A 16313-nucleotide genomic window follows, 5' to 3' on the forward strand; every position below is an offset into this window, starting at 1 on the left:
CCCTTCCAACGCCCCGGCCCCCTTCCCGCCTGAACGGGCCACACGCCTCTGGAGTCGCCCATGCCCGGCCAGCTTCCCGAACCCGATCTCGACTACCTGCAGCGCGTGCTGCTGGAAATGCTCGCCATTCCCAGTCCGACCGGCTTCACCGACACCATCGTGCGCTATGTCGCCGAGCAGCTGGAGGAACTCGGCATTCCCTTCGAGCTGACCCGCCGCGGCACCATCCGCGCGACCCTCAAGGGCCGCCGCTACAGCCCGGACCGGGCGATGGCGGTGCACCTCGACACCATCGGCGCCGTCGTGCGCGAGATCCACGCCAACGGCCGCATCGGCCTGGCGCCGGTGGGCTGCTGGTCGAGCCGCTTCGCCGAGGGCAGCCGGGTCAGCCTGTTCAGCGATCGCGGCGTGCTGCGCGGCAGCGTTCTGCCGCTGCTGGCCTCCGGACACACCTTCAACACCCAGGTGGACGAGCTGCCGATCAGCTGGGACCACGTCGAGCTGCGTCTCGACGCCATGACCGCCAGCCAGGCGGACACCCAGACCCTCGGGGTGGCGGTCGGCGATTTCATCGCCTTCGACCCGCTGCCGGAGTTCACCGAGAGCGGCCACATCAGCGCCCGCCACCTGGACGACAAGGCCGGTGCCGCGGCCCTGCTCGCCGCGCTGAAGAGCGTGCTCGACAGCGGCCAGGAACCACCGATCGACTGCCACCCGCTGTTCACCATCACTGAGGAAACCGGCTCCGGCGCGGCTGCGGCCCTGCCCTGGGACGTCAGCGAGTTCGTCGGCATCGACATCGCGCCGGTCGCCCCCGGCCAGCAGTCCAGCGAGCAGGCGGTGACCGTCGCCATGCAGGATTCCGGCGGCCCCTACGATTACCACCTGACGCGCCATCTGCTGCGCCTGGCGGAAAACCACGCGATCCCGGTGCGCCGCGACCTGTTCCGCTACTACCACAGCGACGCCCAGTCGGCGGTAGCCGCCGGCCACGACATCCGCACCGCCCTCTTGGCCTTCGGCTGCGATGCCACCCATGGCTACGAGCGCACCCACCTCGACGGTCTGGCCGCCCTGAGCCGGCTGATCGGCGCCTATCTGCTCAGCCCGCCGGTGTTCGCCAGCGACGCCAGACCGCAGAGCGGCTCCCTGAAACGGTTCAGCCGTCAGCTGGAACACGATGCCCAGATGGAAAGCGAAACCCGCGTCCCCGCCGTGGACAGCCTGCTCAGGCACAAACCGAACGCTTGAAGCGCTCGCCGCATCCGGGCAAAGTCTCACCCTGAGACGGAATTCCCAACCGAAAAACTCGTGCCAGCCAGGCTCGTCATCAAGGTCTTCCACGTTGCGATGGAGCCTGTTCGGCTACAGGGCAAGGCAGTGCCGCTCCCGGCAGGCTTGTTGCATTCATGCATCCTGTGAATCGCATGAGAAGACTGGTTTGGTCATTCCACAGGAACGACGGACAACCTGAATCCGTGTCCAGAACCTCTGGCCTTTCGGGCTGCGCCTGAAATCGCGCCCGAGCGACAGGGCGCGCAGCGTTGCCGTTTTCGACCAAGAAATGACTTTGCCTGCAGCGGGTGCCGGCCCCGGCCGATCGAGGCGATCAGGCACTCGGAAACCCCTCTTGATGGCAGGCCCTACTAGCAGAGGAATGGGATGGTGCGCATCGTCTGGATGCTGTTGCTGCTGTTGATTGGTGCATCGGCCTGGGCCATCCAGCCGGCCGTGCTCGCCGATCAGGAGGTCCGCCTGTCCCTGGGGCCACATACCCGCTACCTCGAGGACCGCGATGCCAGCCTCGATGCCGCCCAGGTGCTGGCGCTGCCCGACACGGCCTTCCGCCCGGTCGAGGGCGACCGGGCCAGCCTGGGCCGCAGCCGCTCGGTCTGGTGGTTCCGGATCGACCTGCAGAACACCCGCACCCAGCCCCTGTCCGGCTTTCTCGAGGTCAACTATCCGCTGCTCAACGATGTCCGACTGAGCCTGCTGAGCCCGGACGGCCGGCTGCAGCAGCAGGAGAGCGGCGACGCCCGAGCGTCCCAGCGGCGTCCGGTGCCGGTGCGCAACCTCTGGTTCCCCCTGGAGCTGCCGTCGGGCAGCAGCACCCTGCTGGTGCGAGTAAAGAGTAGCAGTGCGATTACCGTGCCACTGTATTTCAGCACCAGCGGGGCCAGCCTGGTTGCCCAGGAGCGCCAGGAAGGCCTGAACGGTGTCTTCTACGGCGTGCTGCTGGCCCTGTTCTGCTACCAGCTGCTCCTCTTCCTGTTCCTGCGCGAGCCCAGTCAGGGCTGGTATCTGCTCTACAGCCTCAACGCCATCCTGCTGCCGTTCAGCTTCGACGGCTTCCTGTTCCACTGGTCGCCCGTCCTGCAGCAGGTAGCCGTGTACCTGCTGACCTTCACCTTCTGGCTGAGTGCGACCCAGTTCACCCGGCACTTCCTGAATATCCCCCAGTACTTCCCCCTGCTCGACCGCTCCCTGCGCCTGTGGATGCTGGTCCTCGCCGCCGCGCTGCTCGCCGCTCCGCTGATCGGCCTGCCGGCCTGGGGCGTGCTCGCCACGCTCGCCACCCTGATCGGCTCCCTGCTGCTGCCCGCCTGCGGCGCCCATGTGTGGCGCAAGCGCCTGCGCGCCGGCACCTACCAGCTCGCCGCCTGGGCGCTCCTGCTGGTTTTGCTGGCCGGCCTGGCCTGCACGGAGCTGGGCCTGGGCCTGGGCCTGCTCGGCGAACAGGGGACGACGCTGGCCAAGCTGGGCCTCGCCGTCAACCTGCTGGTTCTCGCCGTCGGCCTGGCCGACCGTTTCCAGCAGCTGCGCAAGGAAGGGCTGTATTCGCACCAGGCCGCCGAGGAGGCGCTCCTGCAGAACCAGGCGAAAAGCCGCTTCCTGGCCAAGATGAGCCACGAGATCCGCACGCCGCTCAACGGCGTGCTGGGCATGCTGCAATTGCTCAAGGAAACCCGTCTGGACCACAGCCAGCGCTTCTACGTGGACACCATCGCCAGTTCCGGCAGCACCCTGATGGCGGTGATCAACGACATCCTCGACTACGCGCGCATCGAGTCCGGCAAGCTCAGCCTGGAGCACATCGAGTTCGACCTCGAGGAGATGCTGTCCGACACCCTCAACCTGTTCACCGCCCAGGCGATGGAAAAGCGCCTGCGCCTGCACATGAGCCTCGACGAGGGCGTACCGCGCCACATCCAGGGCGATCCGACCCGCCTCAAGCAGGTGCTGACCAACCTGCTGAGCAACGCGCTGAAGTTCACCTCCGAGGGCCAGGTGCGGCTCGACGTCAGCCGCCGGCGCAAGAGCGACGGCTCCGAGCGCCTGTATTTCGGCGTCAGCGACAGCGGTATCGGCATCCGCCAGGAGGCCCAGGCGCGGCTCTTCGAATCCTTCAGCCAGGGCGACTCCAGCACCACCCGCCGCTACGGCGGCAGCGGCCTGGGCCTGGCGATCAGCAAGGAGCTGGTGGAAATGATGGGCGGCCACATCGAGGCGCAGAGCACCCCCGGCCTCGGCAGCCGCTTTACCTTCAACATTCCCCTGCAGCGCTGCGGCGAGGCGCGCGACGAGCTGTTCCAGCTGCTGGTCGGACGCACCGCGCTGCTCGCCTCGCTGGACGGCTTCGCGCTGGACGCCATCGGCCGCCTGCTCGGCCGCTGGGGCATGCACACCGAGCGCTGCCGGATTCCGGAAAAACTGCCCGAGCAGCTGACCGGCTTCGACGAGCCGCCGCTGCTGCTGCTGATCGCGCCCTGGCCGGGCAGCGTCGAGTACTGGCTGGATGCCCTCTATCCGCACCTGGCGCCCGGCCAGCGGCTGCTGCTGGTCTGCCCGCCGGAACAGTGCCGGCAGCTGCCGGCCAGCCGCAGCAGCCTGCACATGCTCGGCCTGCCCCAGCCGGTCGGCGTCGCGGCGCTGCGCAAGAAGCTGGTGGAGCTGCTCATGGAGCCCACCCATTCGCTGGTACCGATCGAGGACCCCGCAGGCGACAGCCAGGTGCCCTGCATCCTGATCGCCGAGGACAATCCGGTGAACCAGCTGGTGGTCCAGGAACTGCTGAAGAAGCGCGGCTACCACGTGCGCCTGGCGGGCAACGGCGCCGAGGCGGTGGCCGAATACCATCGCTCGCCCGGCGCGGTCCAGATGATCCTGATGGACTGCGAAATGCCGGAAATGGACGGCTTCGAGGCCACCCTGCAGATCCGCCTGCTGGAGCGCCTGCGCAAGTGGCCGGCGGTGCCGATCATCGCCCTCACCGCGCACACCCTCGACGAGCACCGGGAATACGGACTCGAGGTGGGCATGAACGACTTCCTCGGCAAGCCGGTGGACAAGCAGCTGCTGCACGCCACCGTGGAGCGCTACCTGTCGATCCGGACTCTGGTGGACAATTGAGGCGGGCGATCCGCCCGCCCTGCCCCGGAGACTCCCATGCTCATCCCCCACCACCTGCTGGAGGCCGACACCCTCACCCGGCTGATCGAGGACTTCGTGACCCGCGAAGGCACCGACAACGGCGACGAAACCCCGCTGGCGACCCGCATGCAGCGCGTCCGCCAGGCGCTGGAGCGCGGCGAGGCAGTGATCGTCTTCGAGCCGGACAGCCAGCAGTGCCTGCTGATGGCGAAACGGGACGTGCCGAAGGAGTGGCTGGACTGAGCCACGCGCTCAGCGCCGCCGCCCGAGCACCCACAGATAGACCAGCGCATTGACCAGCAGCACCAGCGCGCCCAGCCAGACCTGGATGCCCGGCGTCAGGCCGGCCGGGTAGATCAGCGGCCACAGGTAGTGCTCGATGAAGCCGCCGCTGTAGCCGGACTCCCCGGCCGCCCGGAGCAAGGCGTTTTCCCAGTCGGTCAGCGGACAGGGCAGGCTGAAGAATTCGGTCGCCGCCCCCCAGGCCATCGCCGGCAGGTGCACCACGGCCAGGACACGCCAGCGCAGCAGCAACAGGCCGCCCAGCAGCACGAAGACGATGAACAGCAGATGCACCACCAGCAGGGCATCCGCGGCCAACCGGTACAGCATGCCGGCCTCCCCGGCGCTCAGGCCGCGGACGCGGCCAGACGCACCACCAGCACCTTGTCGATGCGCGTCCGGTCCATGTCGACCACCTCGAAGCGCCAGCCGTCGTGCTCGAAGTGGTCGGCGACCTTCGGCACGCGCTGCAGGCGGTGCATGACCAGCCCGGCGAGCGTGTGGTAGGCATTCTCCGCCTCTCCCGGAAAACCGGTGGCGATATCCAGCGCGGCCCTCAGCCGCTCGATGCCCATGCCGCCGTCGACCAGCCAGGAGCCGTCCTCGCGGCGGACGATCGCCGGCTCGCCATCCTCCAGCGTGCCGGGAATCTCGCCGACGATCGCGGTGAGCACATCCTTGAGGGTGACGATGCCCTGCAGGTCGTCGAACTCGTCGACCACGACGGCGAACTCGCAGCGCATCCGGCGGAAGCTTTCCAGGAGGCCGGTACTGCTCGCGCTCTCCTCGACGTAAAGCGGCGGGCGGATGTTCCGCTGCAGATCGAGCGGCTGTCCCTGCAAAGCCGGCCCGAGCAGGTCGCCGCGCTGCAGCACGCCGACCACCTGCTGCAGACCGCCCCGACAGACCAGAACGCGACTGTAGGGACTCTCGGCGAGTCGCCTGAGCTGCTCCTCCCGCGGCTCGTCCAGATCGATGGCATAGACCTGCTGGCGGGGCGACATGATCGCGCCGACCGGCTGCTCGTCCAGATGCAGGACATTGGCGACGAGTGCCTGCTCGCTCTCGTGGAAGACCCCGGCCTCGGCGCCCTGCTCCATCAGCACCTTGATCTCCTCGTCGGTGACCGGCGGCTCGTCGCGGTGCCTGACCCCGAGCAGACGCAGCAGCAGGTCGCAGGAGCACGACAGCAGCCATACCAGCGGTGCGGCGATCTGCGCCAGGCGCTGCATCGGCGGGGCGATGGTGGCGGCGATGGCCTCCGGCGAGAGCAGTGCCAGGCGCTTGGGCAGCAGTTCGCCGAGCACCACCGACAGGTAGGTGATCGCCGCCACGGTGAGCACCAGGGCGATGCCCTCGGCATAGGGCGCCAGCGCCGGCAGCCCGGCGACCCGCTCCGCCAGCGGCCGGGCCAGCAGGCTTTCGCCGAGCGCGCCGCTGAGGATGCCGACCGTGGTGATGCCGACCTGGATGGTGGAGAGAAAGCGCGAAGGGTCCTCCTGCAGCGCCAGGGCGACCAGCGCGCCGTGCCGCCGCTCGTCGGCAAGCCTCTGCAGACGGGCCTTGCGCGAGGACACGACGGCGATTTCCGCCATCGCGAAGATACCGTTGAGCAGGATCAGCAGCAGGAGCAGGCCCGTTTCCATCGCTACGACCACCCTACACCGTTGGCGGTGCGACCTCGCTGTCGACTCGTCGAGACAACCATAGCATCGCCGGCCGGCGGATGACTCGGGGTGGAAAAGCCATGCCACAGAAACAGGAAAGGCAGCCCGAAGGCTGCCTTTCCGACCTGCTTGGAAGGATCAGTGGGCGACGGCGCCACTGGCTCCCAGGCCGGTCTGCGAGCGGACGAACTGCGGCAGGAAGCGCTCACGCTCTTCTGCAGCAGACTTCGACTTGTCGGTGATCGAGAAGAACCACACGCCAACGAAGGCCGCGAGCATGGAGAACAGCGCCGGGTACTTGTAGGGGAAGATCGCCTCGGCATTGCCCAGCACGTCAACCCAGACAGTCGGGCTGAGGATGGTCAGCAGCATGGCGACGGACAGCCCCAGAGTACCGCCGATCAGCGCACCACGGGTGGTCAGGTCCTTCCAGTACATGGAGAGGAACAGGACCGGGAAGTTGCAGCTGGCGGCGACGGAGAAGGCCAGACCCACCATGAAGGCGATGTTCTGCTTCTCGAAGATGATGCCGAGCAGGATCGCCACGACGCCCAGGGACAGGGTGGTGATCTTGGTCACGCGCATCTCGTCCTCTTCCTTGGCCTTGCCCTTCTTGATCACGCAGGCGTACAGGTCGTGGGACACGGCCGAGGCGCCAGCGAGGGTCAGACCGGCAACCACCGCGAGGATGGTGGCGAAGGCCACGGCGGAGATGAAGCCGAGGAACAGGTTGCCGCCGACGGCGTTGGCCAGGTGGATGGCCACCATGTTGGTGCCGCCGATGATGGCGCCAGAGGCATCCTTGAACGCCGGATCGGTGCCGACCAGCAGGATGGCGCCGAAGCCGATGATGAAGGTCAGGATGTAGAAGTAGCCGATGAAACCAGTGGCGTAGAACACGCTCTTGCGAGCTTCCTTGGCGTCACTCACGGTGAAGAAGCGCATCAGGATGTGCGGCAGACCGGCGGTACCGAACATCAGGGCCAGGCCCAGGGAGATCGCGGAGACCGGGTCGGAAACCAGGCCGCCGGGGCTCATGATGGCCGCGCCCTTGGTGTGGATGTTCACGGCTTCGGTGAACAGGGTGCCGAAGTCGAAGCCCACGTGTTTCATCACCATGATGGCCATGAAGGTGGCACCGGAGAGCAGCAGGACCGCCTTGATGATCTGCACCCAGGTGGTGGCCAGCATGCCGCCGAACAGCACGTACATGACCATCAGCACGCCCACCAGTACCACCGCGACGTAGTAGTCCAGACCGAACAGCAGCTGGATCAGCTTGCCGGCACCGACCATCTGGGCGATCAGGTAGAAGGCCACCACGATCAGCGAGCCGAAGGCCGACAGGACACGGATCTGGGTCTGCCCGAGGCGGTAGGAGGCCACGTCGGAGAAGGTGAACTTCCCGAGGTTGCGCAGGCGCTCCGCCATCAGGAAGAGGATCACCGGCCAGCCGACCAGGAAGCCGATCGAGTAGATCAGGCCGTCGTAGCCGGAGGTGAACACCAGGGCGGAAATACCCAGGAAGGACGCCGCGGACATGAAGTCACCGGCGATCGCCAGACCGTTCTGGAAGCCGGTGATGCTGCCGCCGGCGGTGTAGTAGTCGGAGGTGGAGGTGTTGCGCTTGGCCGCCCACTTGGTGATGCCCATCGTGAAGGCGATGAACACCACGAACATGATGATCGCGGTCCAGTTGGTCGCCTGCTTCTGCACTTCGCCGGTAATGGCGTCGGCCATCAGCAGGGGTGAGGCTGCCAGCAAGGCGGCAGCGGTCAGAAAACGCTTCATCATTTCTGCACCTCGTCGAGCACTTCCTGATTCAGACGATCGAACTCGCCGTTGGCGCGGTAGGTGTAGACACCGGTCAGCACGAAGGCGAGGATGATCAGACCGACACCGACGGGCATGCCCAGGGTAGTGGCGGAGTCGGCACTGAGCTTGGTACCCAGGACCTGCGGCACGAAGGCGATGATCAGGATGTAGGCGAAGTAGAGGCCCAGCATGATGGATGAGAGCAGCCAGGCGAACCGCTCGCGCCTTGCCACCAGTTCTCTGAAGCGCGGATTCTGCTCGATCCGCTTGTAGATACCGTCGTCGTTCATTTCTTTTATTATCCTCACGGAGTTGCGGGGTAGGCACACTCTAGATCGCCCGCAAACGGACAACAGACGACCTTAGTCTTAGCTCGCCGGCCCAATGCCCCGAAGTCCCTGTGTGAAGTCCTTCGCAGGGCTCTGCTCCGCGCCCGGACGGCCAGCCCGGGGACGCCTGCCGGCCGTCGACATCGACAGGGTGCGCAGCGGGATTGACGGCCCCTATCGGAGCCATGCAGAGCGGCCATTTCCGCACCAGCCGTCCCACCGCTATCGTGGTTCCATCAAGGAACGACTTCCTGCGAGGTGTGCCATGCTCAAGACCCTGACCTTCACGCTGATGCACTTCTGCATCGCCTTCGCCGTCGCCTACGCGCTGACCGGCAGCGTCGCGGTGGGCGGACTGGTGGCGGCGGTCGAACCCCTGTGCAACTCGGTGGGCTTCTACGTTCACGAAAGGATCTGGCAGCGCCTGGACAAGGCCCGCGGCACGCCGGCTGGAACTCCGCAGCCTGGCTGGCGGCACCGCCACGCCTGAGACCGGTGCGGCACGCTGACAGAAGCGGTTAAGATGGCGGGCCCGGCCGTCAGATGATTTCGAACCATGCCCGCCACCTCGCGCTTTCCGCTACCGCCCTACCTGTTCGCCACCCTTCTTGCCCTGCTGGCCCTGAGTGGCATCTGGTACAGCGCCGGCCAGCCGGTCGTGCTGGCGGACGTGGTCAGTTCCACGCACAAGTTGCAGTGCGTGTCCTACAGCCCGTTCGACAAGGACCAGTCGCCCTTCGACCAGCCGTTCGTGCTGCGCGAGGAGCGCATGGACGCCGACCTGGCCCTGCTCGCCGAACGCTTCCAGTGCGTGCGCACCTATTCCATGACCGGCATGCAGGCACTCCCCGCCCTGGCCCGCAAGCACGGCCTGAAGCTGATGCTCGGCGCCTGGGTGAACCCCGACCCGGTGGAGACCGAGAGCGAAATCGCGCAGCTGATCGAGGCGGCCAGGGCCAACCCGGATATCGTCGAGGCGGTGATCGTCGGCAACGAGACGCTGCTGCGCAAGGAAGTCACCGCCAGCCACCTGGCCTCGCTGATCGCGCGGGTCAAGCGCAGCGTCGACCAGCCGGTCACCTATGCCGATGTCTGGGAGTTCTGGCTGAAGCATCCGGAAGTCACCCCGGCGGTGGACTTCCTGACCATCCACCTGCTGCCCTACTGGGAGGACGACCCGGCCGGCATCGACAGGGCACTCGCCCAGGTCGCCCGGGTCCGCCAGGAATTCGGCCAGCGCTTCGCGCCCAAGGACATCCTGATCGGCGAAACCGGCTGGCCCAGCGAGGGCCGCCAGCGCGAAACCGCCCTGCCCAGCCGGGTCAACCAGGCCCTGTTCATCCGTGGCTTCGTCGCCATGGCCGAGCAGCATGGCTGGCGCTACAACCTGATCGAGGCCTTCGACCAGCCGTGGAAACGCGAGAGCGAAGGTGCGGTGGGCGGCTACTGGGGGCTGCTGGATGCCGACCGCGAGGACAAGCAGGTCCTCGCCGGCCCGATCTCCAACCTGCCGCACTGGCCGTTCTGGCTGGGAGTCGGCGGGCTGATCATGGCCGGCGCGCTGGTCGTCGCCGGACGTCCGGCCTCCACCGCCGCGGCCCTGCTGCTGCCGCCGCTGGCCGCGCTCGGCGGCGCCTGCATCGGCTTGTGGGGCGAGCTGGCGCGGGTCACCAGCCGCTATCCCGGCGAGTGGCTGTGGGCTGTCCTGCTGGTCGGCCTGAATCTGATCGTGCTGCTGCATGGCGTGCTGCTGCTGTCGGCCCGCCAGGGCTTCCGCGCCCGGCTGTTCGCCTGGCTGGACGCGCGCGGCGGCTGGTGGCTGGCCGCCGCCGGCTTCGCCGGGGCGGTGATGATGCTGGCGCTGGTATTCGATGCCCGTTACCGCAGCTTCCCCAGCGTCGCCCTGCTGCTGCCCGCGCTGCTCTATGGCTGCCGCCCGGTGGCCGGCCCGCGCCGGGAGCTCGCCCTGCTGCTGGTGCTGATCGGTCTCGGCATACTGCCGCAGCTGTATCAGGAAACCCTGCTCAACCGGCAGGCACTGGGCTGGGCCCTTGTCAGCCTGCTGCTGGCGCTCGCCCTCGGCCGCAGCCTGTGGCTGCGCCAGCCCGCTCCGGAGGCTGTGGCGACGAAGAACGCCTCAGCGGCGAACCAGGCGTAGCCCGGCGATGACCACGGCGAACACCGCCAGACTGGCGGTGTAGAGCACCAGCGCCGGAATCCCCAGGCACAGCCCCGCGAGCGCCAACCCCCAGCCGGCGCGCCCGGGCAGCAGGAAGCCGGCCAGCGCCGCGGCCAGGGCGCTCCAGGCCAGCAGGCGGAAGTGGATCATCAGCCCCAGCCCGGCGCGCAGCTGGCATTCCCAGCGCTGCGCCTGCTCGGCGCACAGGCCGACCCACTGGCCATCCTCCATGAAGCCGAAACGCAGCCCGTAGCTGGCCGCCAGGCACAGCGACAGGACAATCAGCGGGACAATCAGGGACAGGCGCGAGGACATCGGGGCACTCCAAGGACAAATGTCCGCCAGCATAACCAGCGCCCGCCCGGAAGCAAGCGCCGGCGCGGGACTAGCCTGATTGCACTCGCTGCGTTAAAAGCAGTCCCATGGCCAGATCCCCGACGAGGTTGGATTCCCATGCCCCGCCTGCCCGCCTTCGCCGCCCTGCTCGGCGGCCTCCTCTTCTGCTCCAGCGCGCCGGCGGTCGACATCGATCCGGCGAGCTACGGCTTTCCGCTGCACAACCCCTTCGAGGCGACCATCGCCACCACGCCGCCGGAGCTGCGTCCTGCCCTGCCGCCCGACAGCGAGATCGATCAGCGGGACTACAGCCTGAGCCTGCGCCCCGAGCGCCCGTTCGCCCTGCCGGGCAACCTGCGCCAGGTGCGGGACCTGCGCTATCGCCTGGCCCGCCAGGCACATGCCGCGCCGCTGATCTTCGTCATCTCCGGCACCGGTGCGCACTACGCCAGCAGTCTCACCGAATACCTGAAGCGGCTGTTCTACGGGGCCGGTTTCCATGTGGTGCAGCTGTCCTCGCCGACCAGCTACGACTTCATGACCGCCGCCTCGCGCGCCGCCACGCCCGGCCTCAGCCGCGAGGACGCCGACGATCTGTACCGGGTCATGGAGGCGGTGCGGGCGCAGCAGGCGGACCTGCCGGTCACCGCCTACCACCTGGCCGGCTACAGCCTCGGCGCCCTGCATGCGGCCTTCGTCAGCCAGCTGGACGAGAGCCGTCGAGGCTTCGGCTTCAAGCGCGTGTTGCTGCTCAACCCGCCGGTCAATCCCTACAACTCGGTGCGCAACCTCGACCGCCTGGTACAGACCGAAGTCCCCGGCATCACCGGCGACCTGACCTTCTACGAGCTGATCCTCGGCAAGCTGACCCGCTACTTCCAGCGCCGCGGCTACATCGACCTCAACGAGGCCCTGTTGTACGACCTGCAGCAGTCGAAGGAACGCCTGACGGACGAGGAAATGGCCATGCTGATCGGCTCGGTGTTCCGCTTCGCCGCCGCCGACATCGCCTATACCTCGGACCTGCTCAACCGCCGCGGGCTGATCACCCCGCCGAACTACCCGGTCGAGGAGGACACCCCGCTCGCGCCCTTCTTCATCCGCGCCCTGCAGTGCAACTTCGGCTGCTACCTGAACGAGCAGCTGATCCCCCAGTGGCGCCTCCGCCACAACGGCGGCAGCCTGTCCCAGCTGATCGGCCAGATCAGCCTGCAGGCCCTGCAGGACTACCTGGCCGGCAGCGGCAAGATCGCCGTGATGCACAATGCCGATGACCTCATCCTCGGCCCCGGCGACCTCGCCTTCCTGCGCCGCACCTTCGGCGAGCGGCTGACCCTCTATCCATTCGGCGGGCACTGCGGCAATCTCAATTACCGGGTCAACAGCCAGGCCATGCTGGAGTTCCTCCGTGACTGAACGCGCGAGGCTCGTCGCCGCTGCGCTGCTCCTCGGCAACCTGGCCCATGCCGCCGAGCCCCCGGCTGACGGCGACGGCTTCAAGCGCCCGCTCGACAGCCTGCAGTTCAACAGCGGCCGCGACCAACGCGAGTTCGAGCGTGCCAGCCTGGCCACCCTCAACGTCCCTGATCCCTGGGAGCGCTGGAACCGGCGGGTCTATTACTTCAACTATCGCCTCGACGAGTGGGTGCTGCTGCCGGTGGTGCGCGGCTATCGCTATGTCACGCCGGGATTCGTGCGCAGCGGCGTGCGCAACTTCTTCGGCAATCTCGGCGAGATCCCCAGCCTGCTCAACAGCCTGCTGCAACTGCGCGGCCGGCGCGCCCTCGACACCGGGACCCGTCTGCTGCTCAACACCACTCTGGGCGTCGCCGGCCTGTGGGACCCGGCCACCCGCATGGGACTGCCCAGGCAGAGCGAGGATTTCGGCCAGACCCTCGGCGCCTACGGCGTGCCCACCGGACCCTACCTGATGCTGCCGGTCCTCGGTCCGTCCAACCTGCGCGATGCCGGCGGCCAGCTGACCGACTTCCTGACCGCCAACCGGGTCGACTACCTGAACGTCGCCACGGCCAGCGACGCCCACCCGGAAATCTCCGCGCTGAAGGCCGTCGACAGACGCGACGGCATCCCCTTCCGCTACGGACAGCTCAACTCGCCGTTCGAGTACAACCAGATTCGCTACGTCTATACCCGCGCCCGCCAATTGCAGATCGAGGAGTAGAGCGCCCTATTGGTAGAGGCTCGGCTCGCCGTTCGGGCGGCTCTTGAAGCGCCGGTGTGCCCACAGGTACTGCTCGGGGTGCTGGCGCACCGCCTGCTCGATCCAGCGGTTGATGCGCAGGCAGTCGGCCTCCTCGCTCTCGCCGGGAAAATCCTCCAGCGGCGGGTAAATCGTCAGCCGGTAGCCGGAACCATCGGCCAGACGGCTCTGGACGAAGGGCATCACCAAGGCCTTGCCCAGGCGGGCGAACTTGGTCGTCGCCGTCACGGTCGCCGCCGGGATGCCGAACAGGGGCACGAAGAGACTCTGCTTGCGCCCGTAGTCCTGATCCGGCGCGTACCAGATGGCGCGCCCGGCGCGCAGCACCTTGAGCATGGCGCGGATGTCATCGCGCTCGATGGCGGTGGCATCGGCATTGTGCCGCTCGCGACCACGCCGCTGGACGTAGTCGAAGACCGGGTTGATGTGCTCGCGGTACATGCCGTCGATGGTCTGCCGCTGGCCGAGCAGGGCGGCGCCGATCTCCAGGGTGGTGAAGTGCAGGGCCATGAGGATCACGCCCCGGCCCTCGGCCTGGGCCCGCTGCAGATGCTCGAGGCCCTCGATGTGCGCCAGCCGGGCCAGCCGCTGGCGTGGCCACCACCAACTGATGGCCATCTCGAAGAAGGCGATGCCCATCGAGGCGAAGTTCTCCTTCAGCAGACGCTCGCGCTCGGCGGCGGACAGCTCGGGGAAGCACAGCTCCAGGTTGCGCCTGGCGATGCGCCGGCGCGAGCCGGCCAGGCGATAGGTCAGCGCGCCCAGCCCGCGGCCGAGCCGCAGTAGCCAGGCATAGGGCAGCCGGGCAATCAGCCAGAAGAGCCCCAGCCCCAGCCAGAGGCCCCAGAAACGCGGATGGAGAAAACAGGCACGAAAGCGTGGACGATCCATTAACGGCCCCAAAACGGCAAAGGCCGGCATTCTAGCGGGAAAATGCCGGCCACGACCGGCGCGAAGAGCGGCAGCCCGGGGGCCGGCCTCCGCCCGCTGCCGAGCCTGCGGCAACGCGCCACGGGCACGCCATACGGCGCATCGTCGGCCCAGGGGGCGGTTTTCTTCCGCCCGGCTAGCCTGATGCGACGTTTCCCGTTATAAGACCGGCATTCATTGCAATGGGCAGATCATGAGCCAAGCCGACCTCCTCGACCCAGCCCCCGTGTTCCAGCTCAAGGGCAGCATGCTCGCCATCACCGTACTGGAACTGGCGCACAACGACCTGGCCCGTCTCGACCACCAGTTGAGCGAAAAGGTGGCGCAGGCCCCCAACTTCTTCCAGAACACCCCGCTGGTCCTGGCCCTGGACAAGCTCCAGCCCGGCGCGCAGCAGTTCGATCTGCGCGCCCTGCTGGCGGTCTGCCGGCGCCACGGCCTGCGCACCCTGGCGATCCGCGCCAGCCTGGCCGAACACCTCGCCGCCGCCCAGGCGCTGGACCTGCCGGTCCTGCCGCCCTCCAGCGCGCGGGAACGGCCGCTCACCCCCGGCGCCGCACCGGCGCCGGCGAAGAAAGCCGAGAAACCGGCCGAGCCGGCGGTGCGTCCAACGCGGGTGGTCACCACCCCGGTACGCGGCGGCCAGCAGATCTATGCACCGGGCGGCGACCTGCTGGTCCTGGCCCCGGTCAGCGCCGGTGCGGAACTGCTCGCCGACGGCAACATCCATGTGTACGCACCGATGCGGGGGCGTGCCCTGGCTGGCATCAAGGGCAACAGCCAGGCGCGGATTTTCTGCCGGATGCTGGCCGCCGAGCTGATCTCCATCGCCGGCCGCTACAAGGTTGCCGAAGACCTCAGACGCGATCCGAACTGGGGCGAGGCCGTGCACATTCATCTGGCTGGCGACGTGTTGAACATCACTCGCCTTTAACGGATACTCGCGCGTTCTCAGGGGCTTTAACGGACTGGACTCCACAAGCCACCCGCGCGGCTCAACGCTCCCGTTTTTCTTCACTTGGGGTGAATCACCTTGGCCAAGATCCTCGTAGTCACTTCCGGCAAAGGTGGCGTCGGCAAAACCACGACCAGCGCCGCCATCGGTACCGGCCTCGCCCTGCGCGGGCACAAGACCGTCGTCGTCGACTTCGACGTAGGTCTGCGTAACCTCGACCTGATCATGGGCTGCGAACGCCGGGTCGTGTACGACTTCGTCAACGTCATCCAAGGTGATGCCACGCTCAGCCAGGCCCTGATCAAGGACAAGCGCCTGGAGAACCTCTACGTACTGGCGGCCAGCCAGACCCGCGACAAGGACGCCCTGAGCAGCGAGGGCGTGGGCCGGGTGATGGACGAGCTGCGCGAGTCTTTCGAGTACATCATCTGCGACTCGCCGGCGGGTATCGAGAAGGGCGCCCACCTGGCCATGTATTTTGCCGACGAGGCGATCGTAGTGACCAACCCCGAAGTATCCTCGGTACGCGACTCCGACCGCATGCTTGGCCTGCTCGCCAGCAAGTCGCGGCGCGCCGAGAACGGCGAGGAGCCGATCAAGGAGCACCTGCTGCTGACCCGCTACAGCCCCGACCGCGTGACCAAGGGCGAGATGCTCGGGGTGGAGGACGTCGAGGAGATCCTCGCCATCCGCCTGCTCGGGGTGATTCCCGAGTCCCAGTCGGTCCTCAAGGCCTCCAACCAGGGCATTCCGGTAATCCTCGACGAACAGAGCGATGCCGGCCTGGCCTACAGCGATGCCGTGGAGCGACTGCTGGGCAAGGAAACGCCACACCGCTTCCTCGATGTGCAGAAGAAGGGATTCCTGCAACGCCTATTTGGAGGCCGTGAATGAACATTTTTGACTTCTTTCGCGAACGCAAGAAACAAACCTCTGCGTCCATTGCGAAAGAGCGTCTGCAGATCATCGTCGCCCACGAGCGCGGCCAGCGCAGTGCGCCGGACTACCTGCCGGACCTGCAGAAGGAGCTGATCGAGGTGATCCGCAAGTACGTCAACATCGACAACGATCAGGTGCAGGTGGTCCTGGAAGACCAAGGCAACTGCTCGATCCTCGAACTCAACGTCACCCTGCCGGATCGCTGAGCGACCGCCCTGCAACGACGGCG

The 16313-nt window shown here is 67.3% G+C and carries 16 protein-coding genes; 10 read left to right on the top strand and 6 right to left on the bottom strand.

Features of this window, described 5'->3' with window-relative positions; genetic code table 11:
• Positions 1-60: 60 nt before the first annotated feature.
• The 3 genes from ACG10_RS14260 (at position 61) to ACG10_RS14270 (ending at position 4674) form a co-directional block, all read left to right on the top strand.
• Complete coding sequence (locus tag ACG10_RS14260) at positions 61-1251, top strand: osmoprotectant NAGGN system M42 family peptidase (RefSeq protein ID WP_089168710.1); 1191 nt, start codon at positions 61-63, stop codon at positions 1249-1251.
• Positions 1252-1662: 411 nt separating this feature from the next.
• Positions 1663-4410 (top strand): hybrid sensor histidine kinase/response regulator, encoded by a 2748-nt coding sequence (locus tag ACG10_RS14265; RefSeq protein WP_089168711.1) that lies wholly within the window; start codon positions 1663-1665, stop codon positions 4408-4410.
• Between the two features lie 36 nt (positions 4411-4446).
• Positions 4447-4674: a YheU family protein gene (locus ACG10_RS14270; protein ID WP_039802970.1), complete on the top strand. Its 228-nt coding sequence runs from the start codon at positions 4447-4449 to the stop codon at positions 4672-4674.
• Between the two features lie 9 nt (positions 4675-4683).
• On the opposite strand, the gene ACG10_RS14275 is transcribed toward ACG10_RS14270, so the two are convergent.
• From ACG10_RS14275 to ACG10_RS14290, 4 genes are all read right to left on the bottom strand, one after another.
• A complete protein-coding gene (locus tag ACG10_RS14275; protein WP_039802968.1) occupies positions 4684-5043 on the bottom strand; it encodes a DUF2784 domain-containing protein in 360 nt (119 codons plus the stop codon).
• Between the two features lie 17 nt (positions 5044-5060).
• A complete protein-coding gene (locus ACG10_RS14280; RefSeq protein WP_089168712.1) occupies positions 5061-6359 on the bottom strand; it encodes a hemolysin family protein in 1299 nt (432 codons plus the stop codon).
• A 159-nt stretch (positions 6360-6518) separates the two neighbouring features.
• Positions 6519-8174, bottom strand: a complete 1656-nt coding sequence (locus ACG10_RS14285) for a cation acetate symporter (RefSeq protein ID WP_089168713.1) — start codon at positions 8172-8174, stop codon at positions 6519-6521.
• Complete coding sequence (locus tag ACG10_RS14290; protein ID WP_089168714.1) at positions 8171-8485, bottom strand: DUF485 domain-containing protein; 315 nt, start codon at positions 8483-8485, stop codon at positions 8171-8173. Before ACG10_RS14290 ends, ACG10_RS14285 begins: the two co-directional genes overlap by 4 nt.
• Positions 8486-8789: 304 nt before the next feature.
• Between ACG10_RS14290 and ACG10_RS14295 the strand changes: the two genes are divergently transcribed.
• Entirely contained in the window at positions 8790-9014 is a 225-nt protein-coding gene (locus tag ACG10_RS14295) for a DUF2061 domain-containing protein (protein WP_089168715.1), read from the top strand.
• Positions 9015-9080: 66 nt separating this feature from the next.
• The gene (locus tag ACG10_RS14300) at positions 9081-10682 is read left to right on the top strand and encodes a glycoside hydrolase family 17 protein (protein ID WP_089168716.1); all 1602 of its coding nucleotides are present in this window, start codon (positions 9081-9083) and stop codon (positions 10680-10682) included.
• Here the strand turns inward: ACG10_RS14300 and ACG10_RS14305 are convergent.
• A complete protein-coding gene (locus tag ACG10_RS14305; RefSeq protein ID WP_039802956.1) occupies positions 10662-11018 on the bottom strand; it encodes a hypothetical protein in 357 nt (118 codons plus the stop codon). The genes ACG10_RS14300 and ACG10_RS14305 overlap by 21 nt on opposite strands.
• A gap of 138 nt (positions 11019-11156) precedes the next feature.
• Here ACG10_RS14305 and ACG10_RS14310 point away from each other — a divergent pair, with 138 nt between their 5' ends.
• Positions 11157-12455, top strand: coding sequence for an alpha/beta fold hydrolase (locus tag ACG10_RS14310; protein ID WP_039802954.1), 1299 nt, complete (start codon positions 11157-11159; stop codon positions 12453-12455).
• The gene (locus tag ACG10_RS14315) at positions 12448-13221 is read left to right on the top strand and encodes an MlaA family lipoprotein (protein WP_089168717.1); all 774 of its coding nucleotides are present in this window, start codon (positions 12448-12450) and stop codon (positions 13219-13221) included. The genes ACG10_RS14310 and ACG10_RS14315 overlap by 8 nt, the downstream gene beginning before the upstream one ends.
• 6 nt (positions 13222-13227) lie before the next feature.
• Here ACG10_RS14315 and ACG10_RS14320 read toward each other — a convergent pair whose 3' ends face one another.
• Positions 13228-14151, bottom strand: a complete 924-nt coding sequence (locus ACG10_RS14320) for a lipid A biosynthesis lauroyl acyltransferase (protein ID WP_089168718.1) — start codon at positions 14149-14151, stop codon at positions 13228-13230.
• A gap of 232 nt (positions 14152-14383) precedes the next feature.
• On the opposite strand from ACG10_RS14320, the gene minC reads away from it, so the two are divergent.
• From minC to minE, 3 genes are all read left to right on the top strand, one after another.
• Entirely contained in the window at positions 14384-15124 is a 741-nt protein-coding gene (gene minC / locus ACG10_RS14325; RefSeq protein WP_089168719.1) for a septum site-determining protein MinC, read from the top strand.
• Positions 15125-15223: 99 nt separating this feature from the next.
• A complete protein-coding gene (gene minD, locus ACG10_RS14330; RefSeq protein WP_039802945.1) occupies positions 15224-16039 on the top strand; it encodes a septum site-determining protein MinD in 816 nt (271 codons plus the stop codon).
• Positions 16036-16290, top strand: coding sequence for a cell division topological specificity factor MinE (gene minE / locus ACG10_RS14335; RefSeq protein ID WP_039802943.1), 255 nt, complete (start codon positions 16036-16038; stop codon positions 16288-16290). Before minD ends, minE begins: the two co-directional genes overlap by 4 nt.
• Positions 16291-16313: the final 23 nt, after the last annotated feature.

The sequence above is a fragment of the Azotobacter chroococcum genome (assembly GCF_002220155.1).
Lineage (GTDB): Bacteria > Pseudomonadota > Gammaproteobacteria > Pseudomonadales > Pseudomonadaceae > Azotobacter > Azotobacter chroococcum.

What these genes read in the sequence shown, in the direction of transcription:
- ACG10_RS14260 (WP_089168710.1), top strand. Translation starts at nt 61, where the DNA reads ATGCCCGGCCAGCTTCCCGAACCCGATCTCGACTACCTGCAGCGCGTG.
- ACG10_RS14265 (WP_089168711.1), top strand. Translation starts at nt 1,663, where the DNA reads ATGGTGCGCATCGTCTGGATGCTGTTGCTGCTGTTGATTGGTGCATCG.
- ACG10_RS14270 (WP_039802970.1), top strand. Translation starts at nt 4,447, where the DNA reads ATGCTCATCCCCCACCACCTGCTGGAGGCCGACACCCTCACCCGGCTG.
- ACG10_RS14275 (WP_039802968.1), bottom strand. Translation starts at nt 5,043, where the DNA reads ATGCTGTACCGGTTGGCCGCGGATGCCCTGCTGGTGGTGCATCTGCTG.
- ACG10_RS14280 (WP_089168712.1), bottom strand. Translation starts at nt 6,359, where the DNA reads ATGGAAACGGGCCTGCTCCTGCTGCTGATCCTGCTCAACGGTATCTTC.
- ACG10_RS14285 (WP_089168713.1), bottom strand. Translation starts at nt 8,174, where the DNA reads ATGATGAAGCGTTTTCTGACCGCTGCCGCCTTGCTGGCAGCCTCACCC.
- ACG10_RS14290 (WP_089168714.1), bottom strand. Translation starts at nt 8,485, where the DNA reads ATGAACGACGACGGTATCTACAAGCGGATCGAGCAGAATCCGCGCTTC.
- ACG10_RS14295 (WP_089168715.1), top strand. Translation starts at nt 8,790, where the DNA reads ATGCTCAAGACCCTGACCTTCACGCTGATGCACTTCTGCATCGCCTTC.
- ACG10_RS14300 (WP_089168716.1), top strand. Translation starts at nt 9,081, where the DNA reads ATGCCCGCCACCTCGCGCTTTCCGCTACCGCCCTACCTGTTCGCCACC.
- ACG10_RS14305 (WP_039802956.1), bottom strand. Translation starts at nt 11,018, where the DNA reads ATGTCCTCGCGCCTGTCCCTGATTGTCCCGCTGATTGTCCTGTCGCTG.
- ACG10_RS14310 (WP_039802954.1), top strand. Translation starts at nt 11,157, where the DNA reads ATGCCCCGCCTGCCCGCCTTCGCCGCCCTGCTCGGCGGCCTCCTCTTC.
- ACG10_RS14320 (WP_089168718.1), bottom strand. Translation starts at nt 14,151, where the DNA reads ATGGATCGTCCACGCTTTCGTGCCTGTTTTCTCCATCCGCGTTTCTGG.
- minC (WP_089168719.1), top strand. Translation starts at nt 14,384, where the DNA reads ATGAGCCAAGCCGACCTCCTCGACCCAGCCCCCGTGTTCCAGCTCAAG.
- minE (WP_039802943.1), top strand. Translation starts at nt 16,036, where the DNA reads ATGAACATTTTTGACTTCTTTCGCGAACGCAAGAAACAAACCTCTGCG.